14 protein-coding genes are annotated in these 20,424 nt (G+C 39.7%); 5 read left to right on the top strand and 9 right to left on the bottom strand.

Annotated features, from left to right (window positions below; all coding sequences use genetic code 11):
- Positions 1–165: 165 nt before the first annotated feature.
- Genes HPE63_RS06880 through HPE63_RS06865 form a run of 4 tightly spaced genes read right to left on the bottom strand, consistent with a single transcriptional unit; the run spans position 166 to position 6,852 of the window.
- A complete protein-coding gene (locus HPE63_RS06880) occupies positions 166–3,696 on the bottom strand; it encodes an efflux RND transporter permease subunit (RefSeq protein WP_188313516.1) in 3,531 nt (1,176 codons plus the stop codon).
- 13 nt (positions 3,697–3,709) lie between these two features.
- Positions 3,710–4,879, bottom strand: a complete 1,170-nt coding sequence (locus tag HPE63_RS06875; RefSeq protein ID WP_188313515.1) for an efflux RND transporter periplasmic adaptor subunit — start codon at positions 4,877–4,879, stop codon at positions 3,710–3,712.
- A gap of 26 nt (positions 4,880–4,905) precedes the next feature.
- The gene (locus HPE63_RS06870) at positions 4,906–6,246 is read right to left on the bottom strand and encodes a TolC family protein (RefSeq protein WP_188313514.1); all 1,341 of its coding nucleotides are present in this window, start codon (positions 6,244–6,246) and stop codon (positions 4,906–4,908) included.
- Positions 6,247–6,852 carry a TetR/AcrR family transcriptional regulator gene (locus HPE63_RS06865; protein ID WP_188313513.1) on the bottom strand — a complete coding sequence of 202 codons (606 nt, stop codon included), beginning with the start codon at positions 6,850–6,852 and terminating at the stop codon, positions 6,247–6,249.
- 362 nt (positions 6,853–7,214) lie between these two features.
- Between HPE63_RS06865 and HPE63_RS06860 the strand changes: the two genes are divergently transcribed.
- The gene (locus HPE63_RS06860; protein WP_188313512.1) at positions 7,215–8,189 is read left to right on the top strand and encodes a polyprenyl synthetase family protein; all 975 of its coding nucleotides are present in this window, start codon (positions 7,215–7,217) and stop codon (positions 8,187–8,189) included.
- Positions 8,190–8,260: 71 nt separating this feature from the next.
- Here HPE63_RS06860 and HPE63_RS06855 read toward each other — a convergent pair whose 3' ends face one another.
- Together HPE63_RS06855 and HPE63_RS06850 are read right to left on the bottom strand one after the other, a co-directional pair.
- Positions 8,261–9,427, bottom strand: a complete 1,167-nt coding sequence (locus HPE63_RS06855) for a lycopene cyclase family protein (protein WP_223198077.1) — start codon at positions 9,425–9,427, stop codon at positions 8,261–8,263.
- A gap of 56 nt (positions 9,428–9,483) precedes the next feature.
- Positions 9,484–11,766: a TonB-dependent receptor gene (locus HPE63_RS06850; RefSeq protein WP_188313511.1), complete on the bottom strand. Its 2,283-nt coding sequence runs from the start codon at positions 11,764–11,766 to the stop codon at positions 9,484–9,486.
- A 462-nt stretch (positions 11,767–12,228) separates the two neighbouring features.
- On the opposite strand from HPE63_RS06850, the gene HPE63_RS06845 reads away from it, so the two are divergent.
- The 4 genes from HPE63_RS06845 to HPE63_RS06830 all read left to right on the top strand — a co-directional run bounded on the left by HPE63_RS06845 (position 12,229) and on the right by HPE63_RS06830 (position 15,892).
- Positions 12,229–14,271, top strand: a complete 2,043-nt coding sequence (locus tag HPE63_RS06845) for a S9 family peptidase (protein ID WP_188313510.1) — start codon at positions 12,229–12,231, stop codon at positions 14,269–14,271.
- Positions 14,272–14,700 (top strand): hypothetical protein, encoded by a 429-nt coding sequence (locus HPE63_RS06840; protein ID WP_188313509.1) that lies wholly within the window; start codon positions 14,272–14,274, stop codon positions 14,698–14,700.
- A gap of 217 nt (positions 14,701–14,917) precedes the next feature.
- Complete coding sequence (locus tag HPE63_RS06835) at positions 14,918–15,430, top strand: hypothetical protein (RefSeq protein ID WP_188313508.1); 513 nt, start codon at positions 14,918–14,920, stop codon at positions 15,428–15,430.
- A 75-nt stretch (positions 15,431–15,505) separates the two neighbouring features.
- Positions 15,506–15,892 (top strand): DUF423 domain-containing protein, encoded by a 387-nt coding sequence (locus HPE63_RS06830; protein ID WP_188313507.1) that lies wholly within the window; start codon positions 15,506–15,508, stop codon positions 15,890–15,892.
- A 4-nt stretch (positions 15,893–15,896) separates the two neighbouring features.
- Here HPE63_RS06830 and HPE63_RS06825 read toward each other — a convergent pair whose 3' ends face one another.
- From HPE63_RS06825 to HPE63_RS06815, 3 genes are all read right to left on the bottom strand, one after another.
- Positions 15,897–17,438 carry a carboxypeptidase-like regulatory domain-containing protein gene (locus HPE63_RS06825; RefSeq protein WP_188313506.1) on the bottom strand — a complete coding sequence of 514 codons (1,542 nt, stop codon included), beginning with the start codon at positions 17,436–17,438 and terminating at the stop codon, positions 15,897–15,899.
- A gap of 340 nt (positions 17,439–17,778) precedes the next feature.
- The gene (feoB, locus tag HPE63_RS06820) at positions 17,779–20,016 is read right to left on the bottom strand and encodes a ferrous iron transport protein B (RefSeq protein ID WP_188313505.1); all 2,238 of its coding nucleotides are present in this window, start codon (positions 20,014–20,016) and stop codon (positions 17,779–17,781) included.
- Positions 20,013–20,258: a FeoA family protein gene (locus tag HPE63_RS06815; protein ID WP_188313504.1), complete on the bottom strand. Its 246-nt coding sequence runs from the start codon at positions 20,256–20,258 to the stop codon at positions 20,013–20,015. Before HPE63_RS06815 ends, feoB begins: the two co-directional genes overlap by 4 nt.
- Between the last annotated feature and the right edge of the window lie 166 nt (positions 20,259–20,424).

Raw genomic sequence — 20,424 nt, 5'->3', positions numbered from 1 at the left:
AATATAGCATTTACTCAAATATGACATAATATTGCACCCGAAAATTATGTAGTTGAAACCAAATACTTTTTGGGTTCTTGAAGTATGGATGGTTTTCATGGAAATAAAAAAGCCATTCCCTTATAACTACGGGAATGGCTTTAATAAGTTGCTATTTTTAAAATATTAGGTTGCCGCTTCCAATTTTCCACTCGAGGTATTTGCCGTTCCTTTACTACGCCATTTCCTTAGGGTAATCTTCATTCGGTACGAGATATTAAATAGTACAGGCACGATGATAAGGGTCAGAAAAGTTGCAACAATAAGGCCATAGATCACGGTCCATGCCAATGGTCCCCAGAAAACAACATTATCACCTCCGATATAGATCTTAGGGTCAAATTCGGTGAATAGGGAAAAGAAATCGATGTTCAGACCAATGGCCAATGGTATTAGTCCAAGAACAGTTGTGATTGCGGTCAATAAAACGGGCCGCAATCTCGCTTTACCCCCTTTTACAATAGCTTCTGTAACGTCTTTTTTTGATAATAGGTCGGTATCGTTTAGGCCTAGGGCTAATTTTTTACGATCAATCAATATTTGGGTATAATCCAGGAGAACAACGCCATTGTTCACTACAATCCCTGCCAAGGATATGATTCCCATCATGGTCATCATGATCACGAAAGGTTTCCCCGTAATCATTAAGCCGCCAAATACGCCTATGAAACTCAGGAAGATAGCGATCATGATAATGATGGGTTTTGATATTCCACTGAACTGGAAAATCAGGATTAAAAGAATCAATCCTAAACCGGAGAAAAAAGCACCCACCAAAAATTGCATTTGTTTGTTTTGCTCCTCAATTTGACCGGTATAGTCGATTTTTATATCCGGGGGAAAATTTTTAAAATCCTCCATCTCTTTCTGTATTTCCGCCACAATGGCCCCTGCATCGCTAAAACCAGGTTTTAATTGCGAATAGACGGTAACTACCCGCTCATTGTCCTTATGTTTTATGGCACTAAAGGAAGACGTGTTACGTTCAGAAGCAACGGCCGACACTGGAATTTCCTTGATTTTCCCTGTTGCCGCATCCCTAAAGATTATGTTTTGATTGAAAAGTGCACTGGTATTGTAACGTAAGTCTTCATTGAAACGGACGTTTATATCATAATCCTCTCCTTCTTTTTTAAAGACTCCCGCTTTTTCACCGAACAATGAGCGTCGTAGCTGCAGACCAACTTGCCCTACCGATACGCCCAGTTCCCCTGCTTTCTCACGGTCAACTTCAACCTCCATGGCCGGTTTGCTTTTATTTACATCTATCTTCAACTCTTCGATCCCAGCTATGTTCTTACTGTTGATAAAGTTCCGCATATCCTCAGCGGTATTGATGAGCTCATCATAATCCTTTCCTTCCAATTCTATGTTGATAGGATAACCAGCTGGGGGTCCGTCGACATTCTTTTCTACTGATATGGCCACACCAGGATAGATTCCCGTCAATGCGTTTTGTATGTTCTGTCTTAATTCCTCCGTATCGAGACCACCTCTGTATTTATATTCGCGCATAGATAAGGTTATCTTCCCACGATGTGGCATTTCCGCGGCCGAACCGCCATCGGTAAACGGGTTGCCTGCACCTTCACCTACTTGTGAGACAGCCGATTCTACCAAGAAGTTGTAATCGCCTTTTTTATATTTGTCCTGATTTATCACTTCATAGACCCGTTTTTCGATGTCCAAGGTCAACTTATTGGTCTTTTCAATAGACGTCCCTTGTGGGTATTCTATATATGCATAAATCTCGTTCGGTTTATTGTCAGGGAAGAATTCGATTTTGGTCCTACCACTACCAATAGACATACCAAAGAGCATAAAAGTGACGATCAAAAGTAAAAATGTCGACCCAAAGTACCAATAAACATTGCTCCCTCTTAAAGCCCCCTTCAATTGCTTTTCATAAAGATCTTCAAAACGGGTCATGATAACCCTTTGGAATTTGAGCGCTGCTCCCTTAACCACATATTTGTAGGCCCAGAATAAAAGGGCGGTGACGATCATTACCGATCCCAATCCGCGTATAGGGCCGCCTACGATTAAAATAAAAATACCAAAAACACCTAAAATGATGCTTAATCGTATGAGTTGTTTATAGGTAAGTTCTTTTTCACCGATTTCCATAAAACGGGAAACCAACATAGAGTTCATAAAGATTGCCACGAAGAGCGAGGATCCGAGTACCACGGACAAGGTTATTGGGAAATAGATCATGAATTGCCCAAAAATACCTGGCCAAAGACCTAGAGGTACAAATGCCGCCACTGTTGTGGCCGTTGATATGATGATGGGGAACGCAATTTCACCTATCCCCATTTTGGTCGCCTCTATACGCGACATGCCTTCCTGGTCCATAAGACGATACACATTCTCAACGACCACAATTCCGTTGTCGACAAGCATTCCCAGCCCCATGATCATCCCGAAAAGGATCATGGTGTTTAAGGTAAAGCTCATACCATCAACAAAGGCACCCAAATAGTTTAGGATCATGAACGACATGAACATGGACATAGGTATTGCAAAACCAACGAACAGGGCGTTCCGGAAGCCTAAAAAGAACATCAGAACGGTAACGACCAATAAAATACCAAAAATGATATTGTTGACCAGGTCATCTACTTGGTTCAACGTACGGGTCGAGGAATCGTTCGCAATTGAGATTTTTAGATCGGCAGGATAGTAATTTTCCAATTGATCCTTTACAAGTACCTTGATTTTATCGGCAGCTGAAATTGCATTTTGCCCAGCGCGTTTGGTCACATTGAGCATGACCACACTTTCTCCAAATTCCCTTGCATAGGTAGTTTTATCCTCTTCGCTAAAAGTAATGGTCGCAATGTCTTTTAAATAAACGGCCCCATTTTCGGATTTAACCACGAAATCTTCCAATTCTTTTGGGTCTTCGACCTCGCCTATGATGCGGATGGTTCGGCGTTGGCCACCGCTTATTAAATTTCCTGCAGACATAGTGGTATTGCCGTTGCCGATGGCACTAATCACATCTTGAAAGCTTACTTTGGCCGCCATCATTTTATGGATATCAACGGCTACTTCAACTTCCTTTTCCTGGGCACCACGAATTTCGGCTTCCTTGATTTCAGGAAGGTCCTCGATTTCGTCTTGAAGATGTTCTGCAAACACCTTTAGTTTTTCTACCGGATAATCCCCCGTAAAATTGACGTTCATGATCGGAAAGGATTCCGAAATATTCAAATCGAAAACATTGGGTTCTACCTTTGCATTATTGAAAGTAGGCCAATCTTCACTGGCCTTTTCACTATCAACTTCGTCCTTCACTTTTTGCTTAGCCGCCTCTACTGTAATCTCCTCATCAAATTCGACAGTGATGATAGAATAATCTTCTTGGGAGGTCGAGGTTATCTCAACCACATTGCTGACATCCTTTAGCCGATCTTCAAGGGGATCGGTAATCAATCGTTCAATATCCTCTGCGGTATTCCCTGGATAAGGCGTACTTATGTAAATCTTGGTTTCGACAATTTCCGGGAAATCCTCCCTTGGCATTGAAAAATAAGATTTAAGTCCTATATATAGAAAGATACCGATCATTACGTAAATGACCGAAGGATTATCTATGGCCCACGATGAAAGCCTGAATTCCTTTTGGGCGTTTTTTAGCTGTTTGCTCATTGGTTAAACGTCTTTAATTAAGGATTTTCACTTTCTGACCATTTTTGACGGTCCTTGCTCCTTCTTTGATTATTTGATTACCGCTGCTAATCCCTGTAAGTACCTCTATCTGTCCATTTTGGGTTTTACCCGTGGTAATGATGCTTCGTGTAACAACTGCTTCATTTTTAGCGTTGGGTTCCGAACTTACGTAGGCATATTGTTCTCCTTCCGCATTTTCAGAAATAATACTTTGTGGAATAAGTATGGCTTCGGTATTGGTATAGTCATTAAGTCTAACCTTTGCCGTAAGGTTGGGTTTGATTAGACCCTTTATGTTGGGAACCGGTATCTCAGCACGGAATGAACGGTTGCTGGGATTGATGAAATTACCTGTCACACGAACTTTGGTAGTGACACTATCCCCAAGTACAGGAAAATAGACCACAGCTTCTTTCCCCTTGGAGACCTGTCCTAAATAGGATTCTGGAACATCAACTTCAATGTACATATCACTCAGGTTTACGATTCGGAATATTTCGGAACCTGGGCCCGGGGAAACCACAGTGCCTTGATCCAGTATGACATCATCGATGATTCCTGGGAAAGGTGCCCGTATGGTCGATTTTCCAAGTTGACTTTCAAGCTGCTTTACGGCATTTTGAGAGGCCTCATAGTTTGTCTTTGCCTGTAAAAACTGTATTTCTGAACCGATTTTTTGTTCCCATAATCTTTTTTGGCGTTCAAAGGTCGTTTTGTTCAGCTCGGCTTGGGTTTTAAGCTGCGCCAATTGACTGCCCAGCCCCCCATCATCAATTTTGGCCAAAAGTTGACCTTTGGACACCCGCTCTCCTTCCGTAACATAAATACGTTCCAAGGTACCTGCCATTTCTGGGTAGATAAGTACATTTTGTTTGGTCTTTACATCTCCTTGCAATTCAAGGTAGTGTACAAAATGTTGAGGCTCGGCGGTAATCGTCGTTACTAATGGGAGTTTTTCTTCACCTCCTAATTGGGCGATGGCCGAATCGAGTTTTATGGCTATATCTTCAAGCGTTTTTTGCTGTTCGGATATTTCGCTCTTCTTCGCTCGTATGGCTTCTATATTACCTTCGGCGATCAAATCTTCAACAGATTGTTGTTGCTTCGTGCCACAGGCCATTAAAGCAATTAGGGTGAGAGTCGTATAAAGAATCTTTTTCATTGTATGCTGATTAGTTGTTGCTTTGTTTACGATTTATTGTTCAAAATGGTTTCAAGGGCGGTCTTCGCCTTGATTACCTCCACCATGGATTGTAAATATTCTTGTTGGGCAGTATACAGCTGTGTTTGGGCTTGGCGTAGGTCGAAACTACTTGCAATACCTTCGAAATATTTTATTTGGTTCTTGTTTTCTATGCGTTCTGCGAGTCCAAGATTCTGTTTCGAAGTCCCATACTGTTCTATAGCCAATATATAATCACTTTTAGCCTGCTGCAATTGCAATCGTATTTGTTCTTCTGCTTCTGTGAGCTGTGTTTTTGCCTTTTCCAACGCGATTTTAGCCCGTTGGGTACTGGCACTTCTTTTTAAGGAACTAAAAATGGGAATATTCAAATCGAAACCCATAATCGATGAATTATACCATTCTGGAGTTCCGCTTAAAAAATCAAAGGAATCGCTGAATGATGCACTGCCATAGTTTATAAAAGCATTTAAGGTGGGGAGTGCCCTGCTTTTGGCCAATTTTAGTTCCAGAAACCGTTGTTCATTTAAATTGAGTGCCAATTTATAATCCACATTTTCTTCTAAGGAGAAAGGGGATTCCAACAGGTCTAAATCTATTTGTTTTAATGCAAGGTCATCTAAATTTTCTGTCAATTGGGTAGGGGAGTCGATTTCGATACCCATTAAGAGGTTCAGCATCTGAAGGGTTATGCCTTTTAATCGTATCGCATTTTTCAATTGGTTGTCGACAGAGGATAGTGTGATCTGCAATTGTTCAACACTCTCCTCCTCACCCAAACCGTTTTCGAATATTTTCGTGGTTTCAAAAAGGTTCTTTTCCAAAGTAGCAAGGTTTTTCTCAAGAATAGTCACACTTTCTTGGGCCAAAAGCACATTTCCATAGGCCTCAACAACGGCTTTTCGAACCTCTAATTCGGTTTTTTCCTTATTGTTGGCACTATAATTCAAAAATGTTTTAGTGGCCTGTACACCAACGATATAGGAGCCATCAAAAATCTGTTGACGTAAGGTGGCCGTGGCCGATGCTTGTTGAGGTTGCCCAAAGGTTATGGGCACAAATGTTCCCGGTTCGCCACCTAGAAATTCTGCCGGAATTAAGGAAATGGGTTGTTTCAACTGGTTTTGATAGCTGATGTCACCACTGATCTGCGGTAAACCATCGGCTATGGTCTCCCATTTTTGTTTTTTGGCATCCAAAACGTCTCTTTGGGCATTAATAGCGCTGTAATTATTTTCCAAAGCATAGGCAATGGCCTCCTCCAAAGAAAAACTTTTGGGTTGTTCCTGGGAATAACCCGTTGCCATTTGCAATACTACTAAGATTGATAAAAAAAGAATTCTCATCTATTCTTGATTTGAGTTTATTGTATTATTTAGTACTTGACGTCCTTTTGGGGTGACAATGCCCCTTAGATGGTATTCTAAATATTCATCCATAAGACTTACCCTTGGAAATTTTGTTACAGGAAAAAGCTCATGATCTTTAAGACTGGTTATCCCGGCAAAATAAATCCGTGATACAAAGTCTATATTTAGATTTTCACGATAAATACCCAAGGTAATTCCCTTTTTGATATTAGAAACCACACAACCCTCCATCATAAAGAACTGTTTGTCCTTGATGTTTTCATAGATTTTAGGGTAGTATTTCTGTAATTGATATTGGGTGGAGGCTTTTTCATCCTTTAGATGTAAAAGTGCGAATTTCTTGATTTCATATAACTCTTCAATGGGGTTCTTGTTCAAGGAACATATATGATCTATACCTTCAGAAATAGCACAAAACAAATGCTTTGTGCATTCTTCGATCAACTTTGTCTTGTTTGCAAAATGGGCGTAGATGGTTTTTTTTGAAATACCCAATTCATGGGCCAAATCGTCCATAGTCACACTCTTAAACCCTAAGTTTAAGAATAAATCGGTCGCCTTGTGTAGTATCTTTTCCCTCATCTATTTTGTTGCAAAAAGAGGGCAAATATATATACAGGAAACTTAAGAAACAAAAAAAGTTTCCAAAGTTTTACAATTATTTAACATAGTTCAAAGCCTTATCCTTTGGCGAATTTTTAAAAGCAGGTCCTGTATTTGGCTGGTTTAGTGAGGATTATCCTCTTCCGCTTCGCGTTTCACATATACTTCAAACGCTTTTTCACCTCCTTCTTCCCAGACTTTATCATAATGTTCCCAGTTCGATACATCGATTTTAGAACCTTTATCATATCTTGGTTTGTATCACCTTTTTGCTTTTGAAATGGAAACCTAATGAAAGAATTTTGTTAAAATGGATGTATTTTTGACGAAAATCAGCTGCAATGCATTCCATACAACAGTATCGCAAAGAATTTATCACCTATCTGGAACAAAAGATATTTACAAAGGAACCAGCCACGCTTTACGACCCGATTACTTATATTTTAGGGCTTGGAGGCAAACGCCTGAGACCTGTTCTTACCCTAATGACAACCGATCTTTTTGGGACCGATTATAAAAAGGCCCTGGATGCTTCTTTGGCTATTGAAGTCTTCCATAATTTTTCTTTAGTCCATGACGACATAATGGATGCGGCTCCTTTGCGCAGAGGTCAGCAGACCGTGCATGAAAAGTGGGATTTGAATACAGCGATCCTTTCGGGTGACGCCATGTTGATCTTGGCCTACCAGTACTTCGAAAATTATAGGAATGACACTTTTCGGGAATTGGCACAGCTTTTTAGTAAAACCGCTCTTGAGGTCTGCGAAGGACAACAATATGATGTCGATTTTGAAACACGGGATGATGTTACGATTCCTGAGTATTTGAAAATGATCGAATACAAAACAGCCGTTCTTGTGGCGGCAGCCATGAAAATGGGAGGGATCATTGCCGGGGCCTCTTTAAAGGATCAGAACTATATCTATGAATTTGGGAAAAACCTGGGAATCGCCTTTCAATTGCAAGATGACTATCTTGATGCCTTCGGAGATCCTGATACTTTTGGAAAACAGCTAGGTGGGGATGTCATAGCAAATAAAAAGACCATATTGTATTTATTGGCAATGCAATCGGGTAATGCCGAGGAACAAAAGCAAATACTTGATCTATATTCCATTCAACCCCAGGACCCGACCGAAAAAGTGAATACGGTAAAAGCCATTTATCTATCCTCTGGATCTGAAAAACGCACGAAGTTGGAAATTCAAAACTATACTCAAAAGGCATTTGATATTCTTACTATGCTTAACCTATCGGAAGAAAAGAAAAATGTTCTTCGCGAATTTGGAGAAGGCTTAATGCGGCGTGAAGTATAAATCACTTATCGTTGAATAATTTATCCTCGCTCAGAAATACTGGGTTTTGTATATCAGGGATTTAATGTGACTTATTTAAAAAACGGCAACAACCTTCTAATTAAAGACTTAATAAATTCCTTCTTCGGACATCCTGAAATTATTCGTAAATCTTCCCAAAGATTGGTTTCCTCATCGAGAAACTTGAAGATCAGTTGGGGAGGTCGGTTTTTAAAAAGGGTCTCAAAAATGTATTGGCCCTTACCATTGTCAGAATAAAGTATATCCAATAGCAATAGATCATAAAACCGGAATCGCCATTTGGTCCGAAGAGAGGCAAAAGACTTATTTTCCTTGATCAGCGTTATTAAGTCGCTGATTTTTTTTGAGGTATTATAAAAAGTATACCCGGTACTGGGTTTTGTCCAACCCCCAGCAGATCCTATATAATGGATCCTCTTTGTATTATGGACTTGAAAATCATAACAGGTCATTGGAATACTGCCTTTTTCCTTTTCGAGGATTTCATATTCCACACATCCGTATTTCTGGTTCAGATAATCCTTTATGGCTTTCTCATAGGATGCTTCCGGCAAAAGATGTTCAGAGAACAACGTATATTCCAATAGCGCTTTGGTATCCGAAAAAGGCAAAACATACATAAAACGGGTATTGTTCTTTTGTTCTACTGAGAAATCCATAAATATGGGCCGATCTGCATTAAAAACAGGATGTTTTGTTTTTACTACCCAACCCAGAAAATGCTGCTGTAAAACAGGATATTTATGTTGATTTTTTAGGGTCTTGAAATCGAAAACACTACTGAACACTTGATTGCCGATATAGGTTTCTTCAGTTGTGGTGACCAAAACGCTGCCTTCATTTTCACTGACATTAAGCACCTCTTCCTGGAGAAATTCAATATTGGTATGGGTGCTTACTTTCTGTAGGTAGTGCCGATAAAAATCCAATCCACGAATCAACTTGTATGCATAAGGTGAGATCTTGAATTGTTCTGAAAATCCTTGTCCTCCAAAGTAGATGTCGTTCCAAGCTTTATGAACTATACCATCGAAACGACCCTTCCCTTCTTCCCAAAAGCACCATGTGCGGTCATTCGTATTTTTTGGGTCTTTATCCAAAAGCAAGATCTTTTTATCATTGAAATAGGAATCCTGACCCAGCGCATCGGCTAGCATGAAACCGGCCGCTCCTGCCCCGATCAATATATAATCATAAGGTGACTTATTTATTTCCAATACTGAATATTACCAATTATTACCTTCAAAAATAGGTATTTCAGTTGAGCTTGGTTTTACTTGTCAAAACGATAACGCAGACCGAAAAAACTACGGATTCCTTGGTTGGGGCCATAAACATAGGATGGATCAAAGGTCAATGCATATGGATTGTCAGCGGTTGCAACGACATTACCATTGTTGTCGAATGCCACATTCTTGTCAAAAGGGTCATTTGCCCTCGCAATGATAAATGGGTTACCACGATTGGGTGTCCAATTCAATAAATTTTTAATTCCGCCATAAACTTCAAAATGTTTAAAGCCCTTGTAGGTGAATTGAATATTTTGTATGCTCCAAGTAGGGGAATACTCTTTTCGTGGGTCGGTCAGACCTAAAAGTGGTAAACGCATAGGCCCATATAGGTTTCCTGTATAATCAATACTTAGGTCCCAAGGTCTAAGTGTGTAAGAAACACTCCAGGTGCCAGTAAAGCTCTCAGTTAAGACCTGGTTTTGTTTCATGCCTGCTTCTGTTGAACTAACATCCTGTAAAGTTGCGCCGAGTAGTAACTTCAATCCACTAGGAAAAGCGACATCCATATTGGCACTGACCCCTTGTGAGATAGATTTACCATCTAAATTGTCATAAATAATCTGGTTGGGATTGGTGTCATAATCAGGCAATATGATATTATTGAAATAAGTATAGAAGATAGAAGCATCTAGACTGATGAATGTGCCGTTGCCGCTATAAATCTTTTTCAGGAAATTAATATTGAAATTAAAAGAACGTTCCGGTTTTAATTCTTCGGTTACAATCACATCCCTTGCGCCTGTTAATGAGGCGTGCTCTTCAGTGAACAAGTTCACAACCCTAAATCCCGTTCCGGCGTTCAGACGTAAGATATCATTGCCAGAAATCTTCCATCTATACGCAGTTCTTGGGGTATAAATTGAACCGTGTCTTTTATCGTAATCGTATCTTAGACCAAGCAGTAGGGAATGTTCCTTAGCCAATTTTATTTCGTCTTGGACAAATATGCTGGGAATCAAAACTTCATCGGCATTTATTGTGGCCGTTGTGTTATCGTTATAATAATTATATCGAAGGGCGCTCCCGAAAAGAAGATCATGTGATTTAAAAGTCTTGTCCCAAGTTATTTGACCAAAACCTATGCGTTGATCGGCTAAGTAAGGAATATCGCCATACGCCGAATTTTGACTATGATCATTATATGAAAATGAAAACAACATTTTTTCATTTATTGGTAGTTGATATTTACCGAGAATTTCCCACCTGCGCGTATAGATACTTTCACCATAGATTTTATCGCCTCCCCTGTATTCGGGGGTCCATTGCATTTCACCACCCCATCGGTCTTCATAAAAATAACGACCTGCCAAGGTAAAAATGCGATTATTTCCTCTTTTATAATTCCATTTCTGGAAAATAGAAATTCGATTTTGGAGAGTTAGATCCGTAAAATTATCCTTGTTTTTGTCCAAAGGATTTGCATACGTGAAATAGTTAACCCCCAAGAGGGCATCGGTGTTCTTTCCAAAATTTATTTTGGTGCCAATTTCCAAATTGTATTCACCCCACCCAGATATAAAACTGTCTGCAAAAAACGCCGGAGCTGCCTCGGTACTTTTTGTGATAACATTAATAAGTCCGCCAACGGCCTCACTTCCATAAAGACTGGATGCGGGTCCTTTTACGATCTCAATCTGTTCTATCAAAGAATTCGGTATACCCGATAATCCGTAAACCGTTCCAAGTCCACTTACAATAGGCATCCCATCGATTAAGACCAAAGTATAAGGTCCCTCCAAACCATTAATATGAATGTCGCCGGTATTGCATACGTTGCAATTGATTTGTGGCCTTACCCCATTCACATTTTGTAGAGCCTCAAAGATGCTTGCGGTTGGATTCTTTTTTAAGAAAGTAGGACTATAAACCTCAACAGGTACGGGGCTTTCAGTTCTACTCACCGCCTTGAGTGTGCCTGAAACTACCGATTCTTCTAACTGCTCTGTGGATATTTCTAAAAATATAGATAAGTGCTTGGTCTCATTATCCGTAATGATGATTTTTTTTGAATAGGAATAGTAACCAATGGAAGTTGCTTTCAACACATAAGTGCCAAAAGGAATATTTTGAAGTCGAAAATCGCCATCTTCATCGGAAGCAACCCCTAGTGCAGTGCCTTCAAGATAAATATTAGCGTGGGGTATAGGTGTTAAACCATCCATGACTTCCCCGACTATTTGAGCTTTTTGTGAATATGAAAAATCATGCCCTAGAAAAAACAGACACATAAGCTGAATCAAAGTTAAGACATATGATATTCTCATTATCCAAAATAATAATTTAGACAAATCTAAATATAAGTTTTTATATATAGAAATGTATTTTTGCTTAACTTTTTATTATTGGTAATTAACCTTTTTGCCGCTAAGTCTCATCTAAAGGTTGCATTGGTCTAAATTTCTTTATGGCCGTAATACGTTTTCACTTTGTTTTCAAATTACTTTCATTACCATTTAAGGTGTCGATACCCCCATGGTCATTCGAAATCTTTAAGGACTTTGGCTATTGGTTTGCAGAATATTTCAGTAGGTTTGGCTGAAACCCATTATTATAAATATACAGACATTGCCATTAGGATATTTATTGTAGGATTTTCATAGTAATGAGCTTCAATGTTGGTTTAAGATAAAGTTTAGAGCACTTTCTTTTCCTGATAAGTGTATGTAAATACACTTTGTTATAACGCTCGTTATTGCTTAAGTTTAGCTATTCATTATTCTAAAGTTATGCGATATAAAATTCTACCTATTACCATACTACTTTTAGGCTTCTTTTATTATGGCAATGCCCAAAAAAAGGAGTTTTCGTATATGGACCTTTTTGACCTGCAATACGCTTCGGATCCCCAGATCTCGCCCAATGGCGACTGGATCGTTTATCAAAGGATGAAAATGGATGTCATGAAAGACAAGGCCATTGGGGATCTATGGATGATCAGACCCGATGGTTCCGAACATCAAAAATTGACTTCGAAAGAAGATGGTGAGTCGAGCCCAAGATGGTCTCCCAATGGGGATAGACTTGCTTTTGTTAGTGGTACGGACGAGGGGTCTGAAATTTATATGTATTGGATCAATACGGGTAAGATCGCGAAAATATCACAACTTCCTTTTAGTCCCGGTTCCTTGACTTGGTCCCCCAAAGGAGATCAATTGGCGTTTACAATGACTTTAGAGGAGAAACCTCCCGTGATAGCCAAAATACCCGATAAACCAAAAGGTGCCGATTGGGCAGAGACACCTAGGATTACCGATAGGCTATATCACGAAGCCGATGGCCGTGGGTACATAAAACCAGGTTTCAGCCATATCTTCACCCTACCCGCCGAAGGCGGGGCTCCACGTAAGCTTACTTCAGGGGATTATCATCATAGAGGAAATCTAAGTTGGTCCCCAAATGCCGATAAGATCTTTTTTTCAGCGAATAGAAACCAAGACTGGGAATACGATTTTAGGAACAGTGAAATTTATGAGGTGGATGTTGATAATGGGACCATTAAAGCATTGACCAGTAGAAATGGACCGGATACCAACCCAGCAGTTTCACCAGACGGCAAATACATCGCCTATTTAGGATTCGATGATCACGTACAGACCTATCAGGTACGGAAACTATATCTTATGAATATAGATGGGGGTGATCAGCGGGTAATTTCTTTGGCCTTGGATAGGAGCGTTTCCGATATTACTTGGGACAGTAAGAGCGAGGGCCTCTACTTCACCTATGATGATAAGGGGAATAGTAAGATAGCCTTCAGCACCTTGAAAGGAAAAATAACCAAATTGGCAGATGACATGGGGGGCACCACCATAGGCAGGCCTTATGCCAGTGGTTCTTTTAGTACCTCCAAGAACGGGACCCTAGTATATACCAAGTCAAGGCCAGAGCACCCGGCTGATTTAGCGGTTTTACAGCCGAAGAGTACATCGGTCGTAAAAATCACAGACCTTAACAAGGGGTTGTTGAACTACAGAAATTTGGGCAATGTAGAGGAAATTTGGTACAAATCAACGGTGGATCAACGCGATATACAAGGTTGGGTGGTCTATCCACCTGCATACGATTCCTCGAAGAAATATCCATTTTTAGTTGAGAACCATGGGGGGCCTATTTTGAATTATGGGGATCGTTTTTCCGTAGAAATGCAATTATATGCCGCCGCCGGTTATGTGGTCTTCTATCCCAATGCCAGGGGTAGTACGAGCTACGGGGAAGAATTCGGAAATTTACTTTATAACAATTATCCCGGGGATGATTATCAGGATGTAATGGATGGTGTGGACTATTGTATCGCCAAAGGAATTGCCCATGAAGACCAATTGTTCGTGACCGGAGGCAGTGCCGGAGGCATAATGACCGCTTGGATAATAGGAAAAAACAATCGGTTTGAAGCTGCCGTGGTCGCTAAACCGGTAATGAACTGGATCAGCAAAACTTTGGTGGCCGACAATTATTTTGGATATGCCAATTCGCGTTACCCCGGTCAACCCTGGGAGAATTTTGAAGGCTATTGGAAATTTTCCCCTCTTTCACTCGTTGGTAATATAGAGACGCCAACCATGGTTATGGTGGGAATGAACGATTTAAGAACACCACCTAGCGAAGCCAAACAATTATACCATGCCCTCAAATTGAGGAAAAAGGAAACCGTATTCGTTGAAATTCCGGATGCAAGCCATGGTATAGCCAACAGGCCAAGCAATTTGATCGCCAAGATAGCCCATACGTTGGCTTGGTTCGATACCTATAGGAATTTAGAAAACAAGTAAATGGTACAGCAAAGATCCCGTTTTTGGAATTTGATTATGGTATTGACCGTCATTATTTGCTTTATGGCCTTTCTCGTCCATGCTAAAAACTGGACTAAGATCGAGCAAGACCAAGTCAAGATACTATCCGGATTTTATTATAAGAAATTGAAGTTTTCTCAAGTGGACAGTGTTCTATGGGTAGACAAGATTCCGCCTATGGAGCGGCTGAACGGGTTTTCGGCCTTCGAAAAGGAAAAGGGACTTTATAGGGAGTTCAAGGATTCGCTCACCAATAAAAAAGTCAATGTCTATGTAGATAACCTTTTGAACCAAAAAATAAAAGTGGTTTACAATGATTCTTCAAAACTCTATATAAACTATGCAGACAGCTTAGAAACGTTGAAATTTTACAATCATCTGAAAAATAAAATTGAATCACCTGAATAAAAGGAAAGAACGAAATATTGAAGAACCCGATAGGATGGTACTATCGGGTTTTCTTTGGTCTGGAATTAAGATTGGATTCTCATATTGTGTTAAAGAACAACGAATTAGAAATAATAACGCAATAAAAACGTTAAAAATAGAGATGTAATGCACTCACCATATTAAAACAATGCGTTTTCATCAAACCGATCTTAACAAAACTTAATCTTTTTACCCTATGAAAAAGCGCATGGTTTTATTTCTAATAGGCATGTTTTGCCTAAGTCAATATATACAAGCACAGAATAGCGTGGATATTGATGGTCGGCTTCAACCGATCTTGACCGAGTTTTTCGAACAGTGTAAAAAGTATGATATTGACTATCATTCAAAACTTTTCCAACTCAAAAACATTGATATTGTCAATAATTTACCGCTTGAGGAAAACAATACGGTATTGGGCATGGTTTCAAGAGATGAGGCGGGAAACATAGAGAATATCTTGATTAATTGGGCAGCCTTGTTGGATAATGAAATTCTTAAAGTAGTGGCATTTCATGAATTCGCCCACCATTTTCTGGATTATAAGCACACCTGTACTGATTGCGAGGAAATCATGGCTGAAACAAATGTCAGTTATTTTAATATTGCGCGGGACTGGGATAATCAGGTAAAACTATTATTTACCACTTCACCTATTTATATGGCCCAACAAAAAGGACATTTAGTGGCTGCGACCAAAGCCTTATAGCGCTGTGTATTTGTAGTTGCCGAGAGTGTGATTAATATATCATAAAATAATTTATATATTTCCAAAAAATATGATATGGTTCTTTTGGCCCAGGTTGTCGGCTCTCTCTTTGGTTTGTTAGCGGTTGTTTTTGGTGCTTTCGGGGCACATACCTTAAAAAAGACCTTGAATAATGATCAGTTGAAAAGTTTTGAGACCGGGGTAAAATATCAGATGTACCATGCTATCTTGTTATTGGTCCTAAGTTTTAATTTAAACCTGGATACTTCCCTACAACAATACATGATCTACTGTTTTATCATCGGCACTCTGCTATTTTCATTCAGTATTTACCTGCTGGTCATTGGAAAGGCAAAAGGCAAACGCATGAAATTTCTTGGACCTGTTACCCCCTTGGGAGGTTTGCTATTGGTGATAGGCTGGGGGCTTTTGTTCTATTCCTTCATTGCCAATCTCGTCTAAAAGATTATTTGGCAATCATTTCATCTGAGGTAAATTCGCGTATGGCTTGGTTGGGTTCTATAATGGTTTGTCCCTTCCAAAATTCCGGATCGTAGTTCGCCATGTACGTTGGCAAAATGGAATTGTTCTCAATAAATGCTTCAAAAGTGGTCATAGGGATGTCTTCCGAATCGAAAACGATTAGTTCCCGCTTATTCGTACCAACGGTTCCCATATCCAATTTTACCGATAGTTCGTTTTGTTTATTCCTACCTTTTACATTTCTGTTCTTTTCAATGATCTTTAATGGCCTTCGGATGCCCACTTTGGTGGCTTCTACCTGCTCAAGATAACGCATGTCGTATTTGTTATTCGCTGCCTTGCTGAAGATCATTTTGCCCTTTCCTTGAAATTGGTTCATGGATATACCGAGTAAGTTGAATTTTTTCAAGGATTTTACGTTTTCATAATCCAATCGTAGAACGGCAAAATCATCGGAATCTATATAGAGATTACCTTTATAATTGGCCCTGCCGTTAGGAACGAATTCCAAAATATATACGGCATCCTCGCCCATATACGTGAAATCCTTTATGGTGAAGTCGTATTTTCTCGATTTGTTGATGATATCAAGCCGGGAATCCTCCATATAAAACAAATCCTGCATCATACCAACAATGCTTTTCTTGCGATATTTGGCAAAATTCGCCTTGCGTTCCTCTTCTCGTTTTTTCTTTTCTTCCAATTCTTTCTGTAGCGCTAGCGCATCTGTAGAATCAACCTCGGATTCGAACATTTCATCGAAATCCTCGCCCTTGATCTTTGTGCCGAACAATCCGGATTTGATTTTGAAATAGGAATCCCTCCTTATATTCGATTTAATGATTTCATTGAATTTTTCCTCTAGGTTTTCGTAATCCAATTCTTTGCTTTTATCATAGAGTTCAGAGGCTTTTAGTATATCTATTTTTTGGGTATCCTTGTTGTGGCCGCCATAAAGGTCGCATAGAATTTCGGTATAATAGCTTGATTTTTTGGGTAGTATGTCCAGAACACTGTCCAAGAATTTTTTATTGAGTTCCTCAATGGTCGATTTCAAGAACGTATAATCGGTTTTATTGAATTCCTGAAAATAGGAATCCCTGAAAAACATTCTTTTTTTACTTAGCTCTTGGTTGTAATTGTTGTCGAGATTGTTCTTCACCAATGCGATGATTTCATCGGCGGAATAGTTTTTATTAGTCACAATTACGGGGTTGAGCTCTATGGCTTTAGGACTCAGATAAATGATATTTTCGGTAAACTCGTTCAAGGGTCTTCCAATTGAAGCATAACCGATACAAGAGATGAAAAGGGAGTCCGTTTCAACGACATTTTCATTTAAAAGAAAACTAAATCGACCTTCCTCATTGGTAATTACCCCTTTATTGTTCAATTGTACCGTTACATAGGGTAGGGGTTCTTTTGTAACTGAATCCAAAACTCGGGAAGTCAGCGTTTGGCTTTGTACCGTATTGCATACAACGCTGAGCAATGCAGCGAATAACCACAAAATTACTTTGTCCATGATCGATTGGTGATTAGTTGTCGACAAACTAACGCATACTTTAAAAAAAGCCCATCCTATTTTGATTTACTTTAGGATAGATTTAGCTTTTTCTTAAGAGGTACGACGTATTTTTGGAAGACGACTTAAATGTTCAAACGTTACAGGGTTTTAATAATGGAATTTAATACCTGGCAGAAGTTGCTAGGTTCAGTGACAACCGCAATCATCTTCCCCACAAACTTTTTTTGGTCTTTTCTTTGAAGAAAACAGCGATCTGGGCAAAAGGAATTTACCCACCAAATAAACCAAGGCTAGACCTACGATGATGTAAACCACAATTTGTTGGAAGAGCTCCATTTTATTTTAATATTTGATAGGCGACCAAAGCAACAATATAGGCAAAAAGACTCATAAATACCAATTGGGCCAGAGGCCATCGCCATGAATTGGTTTCCCGTTTTACAATGGCCAGGGTACTCATACACTGCATGGCAAAAGCATAAAAAAGCAATAGGGATATTCCCGAGGCTAAATTGAACAAGGGCTTCTTGGTATCAGCATTCACTTCGGCAGCCATTCGGTTTTTAATAGTATCCTCTTCGTCACTTCCCACACTGTAAATAGTGGCCAATGTGCTAACAAAAACTTCCCTTGCGGCGAAAGAGGTGATCAGCGCTATACCGATTTTCCAATCGTAGCCAAGAGGTTTGACCAAAGGTTCTATAGCCTTGCCCATATTGCCTATATAGGAATTTTCCAACTTATAACTTGCAATCTCTTGGTTTTTTGCCTTATCGAGCAATGTTTGTTTCAATTGGTTTGTTGAGTCGATTAGCTGTTCGGGCGCAAGATGATACACATTTTTTGCAATGCTATCGTTCAAGGATTCTTGGTAAATAGAAAGATTATATGCAATACTTTCTTGATTGTAAGAAGATAACCCTTCTTTTTCTATACGATTTTCTACTATGGATTCTGCATTAACATACTTGTCAGTAAATCCATTTGAACCCAAAAACCATAAAATGATCGAGATGGCCAAGATGATCTTTCCTGCACCAAGGACAAAACTCTTGGTTTTTTCCCATACCGTGTAGGTTACATTTTTTATCAAGGGAAGCTTGTAATTGGGCATTTCCATTACAAAAAAGGTGCGGGTTTTTATCGTTAAAACCTTATTAAGGACCATTGCCGAGATAATGGCAGCGCCGAAACCAATAAGATATAATAACATAAGGGTCAACGCCTGATAACCTAATCCAAAGAACCTGCCTTCCGGGATAACCAAGGCAATTATGATGAGGTATACCGGAAGCCTTGCGGAACATGTGGTAAACGGTGTAACCAATATGGTGATCAAACGTTCTTTCCAGTTTTCAATGGTACGTGTGGCCATGACGGCGGGGATGGCACAAGCCGTCCCGGAAATCAAGGGTACCACACTCTTGCCACTTAACCCAAAAGGGCGCATAACACGGTCCATGAGGAATACGACCCGACTCATATACCCTGATTCTTCCAAAAGGGAAATGAATAAGAATAGGAAGGCGATCTGTGGGATGAAAATAACGATACCTCCAATCCCGGAAAGGATCCCTTCTGCAATTAAATTGGTGAGCATGCCAGGGGGTAAGGTGGTTTTAACCCATTCACTGGCCGAGGCAAAAGTCTCATCGATAAAGTCCATCGGTATGCTGCTCCAATCATAGATTGCTTGGAAGATCGTGAGTAGTATGACAAAGAAAATGAGATAACCAAAAATCTTGTGTGTCAATATCTTATCGAGGGTTGCCTTTAATCCTTTGGCAGCGTTTATATCAACTTTGTAGGTTTCTTTTAATATGGAGTTGATAAATTGATATCTTTTTATCGTTTCTTTTTGTTGAAGTCGCTTGAGTTCAGATTTGGATTTGGTATTGAATGAAGACGAGTCTTTGACCAAGTTCTTCTCCAAAGGCATAAAGTTCACATCTTGGGTAATGACCAACCAAAGTTTATATAGATCCTCATTGGGGAAAGTTTCCCGTAAGCTTTTAAAATACTCGGGAGCAATAACGGTCGTATCTACATTTGGGGCAACGGATAGATTCTTGTAGTCGGCAATCAACTCCTTCAACCTATCGATTCCAACTTTTTTACGGGTACTGACCAAGGCTATCTTGGTATCCAATTTTTTCTCGAGCAGATCAATATCAAGGGTAATGCCTTTGCGAGACATTCTATCGGCCATATTTATGACCAATATGGTAGGTATTTTAAGATCTTTTATCTGGGTGAACAAAAAAAGATTTCGCTTCAGGTTTTCAACATCGGAGATAACAATGGCCACATCTGGGTGGTCCTTGGCATTTTTATTCAAAAGCAGTTCAACGGCAACACTTTCATCAAGCGAGGTTGTATTTAAGCTATATGTACCCGGAAGATCTAGAATGTGGGCCTTGACGCCTCTCGGAAGTTTGCAGATTCCTTCCTTTTTCTCAACGGTGATCCCCGGATAATTGCCAACTTTCTGATTTAGACCGGTTAATTGGTTAAAAACAGAAGTTTTACCGGTATTGGGATTGCCTATGAGGGCAACGTTGATCTGCTTGCTCATACACTGGGAATATCTTCGATAAGATCTATTTCAATCATTTGGGCCATAGAACGCCTTATCGCTATATGGGAACCATTGACATTGATATATAGGGGATCTTTTAAAGGTGCCACTTGCACCAACTCCACTTCATTGCCTGGCAAGCACCCCAATTCCAGCAATTTTATGGGCAAGAGGTCATCAGCAAATTCTTTGATTATCCCTTTCTGTCCGCGCTTTAGTTGTGCAATACTTGTACCCAATTTTTATTTAGATTGATTATAAGTAAGCACAAAAATAAGGTAAAATACCAAGACTAAAGGGCCAAATCCTAAAAAAATTTGGGTGTTTACTGGAGTGGTGGGCGATACTATAAATTCAAGTTTCAAAATCAAGTGGCGGCATTTTAGTTTTAGGTTCATTGAGGGG

Source organism: Maribacter arenosus (assembly GCF_014610845.1).
Lineage (GTDB): Bacteria > Bacteroidota > Bacteroidia > Flavobacteriales > Flavobacteriaceae > Maribacter_A > Maribacter_A arenosus.
Note: the sequence above shows the minus strand (reverse complement) of the source record. Positions and strands in the feature narration are given on the sequence as shown.

What these genes read in the sequence shown, in the direction of transcription:
- HPE63_RS06845 (WP_188313510.1), top strand. Translation starts at nt 12,229, where the DNA reads ATGCGATATAAAATTCTACCTATTACCATACTACTTTTAGGCTTCTTT.
- HPE63_RS06860 (WP_188313512.1), top strand. Translation starts at nt 7,215, where the DNA reads ATGCATTCCATACAACAGTATCGCAAAGAATTTATCACCTATCTGGAA.
- HPE63_RS06865 (WP_188313513.1), bottom strand. Translation starts at nt 6,852, where the DNA reads ATGAGGGAAAAGATACTACACAAGGCGACCGATTTATTCTTAAACTTA.
- HPE63_RS06870 (WP_188313514.1), bottom strand. Translation starts at nt 6,246, where the DNA reads ATGAGAATTCTTTTTTTATCAATCTTAGTAGTATTGCAAATGGCAACG.
- HPE63_RS06835 (WP_188313508.1), top strand. Translation starts at nt 14,918, where the DNA reads ATGAAAAAGCGCATGGTTTTATTTCTAATAGGCATGTTTTGCCTAAGT.
- feoB (WP_188313505.1), bottom strand. Translation starts at nt 20,016, where the DNA reads ATGAGCAAGCAGATCAACGTTGCCCTCATAGGCAATCCCAATACCGGT.
- HPE63_RS06850 (WP_188313511.1), bottom strand. Translation starts at nt 11,766, where the DNA reads ATGAGAATATCATATGTCTTAACTTTGATTCAGCTTATGTGTCTGTTT.
- HPE63_RS06840 (WP_188313509.1), top strand. Translation starts at nt 14,272, where the DNA reads ATGGTACAGCAAAGATCCCGTTTTTGGAATTTGATTATGGTATTGACC.
- HPE63_RS06830 (WP_188313507.1), top strand. Translation starts at nt 15,506, where the DNA reads ATGGTTCTTTTGGCCCAGGTTGTCGGCTCTCTCTTTGGTTTGTTAGCG.
- HPE63_RS06880 (WP_188313516.1), bottom strand. Translation starts at nt 3,696, where the DNA reads ATGAGCAAACAGCTAAAAAACGCCCAAAAGGAATTCAGGCTTTCATCG.
- HPE63_RS06875 (WP_188313515.1), bottom strand. Translation starts at nt 4,879, where the DNA reads ATGAAAAAGATTCTTTATACGACTCTCACCCTAATTGCTTTAATGGCC.
- HPE63_RS06825 (WP_188313506.1), bottom strand. Translation starts at nt 17,438, where the DNA reads ATGGACAAAGTAATTTTGTGGTTATTCGCTGCATTGCTCAGCGTTGTA.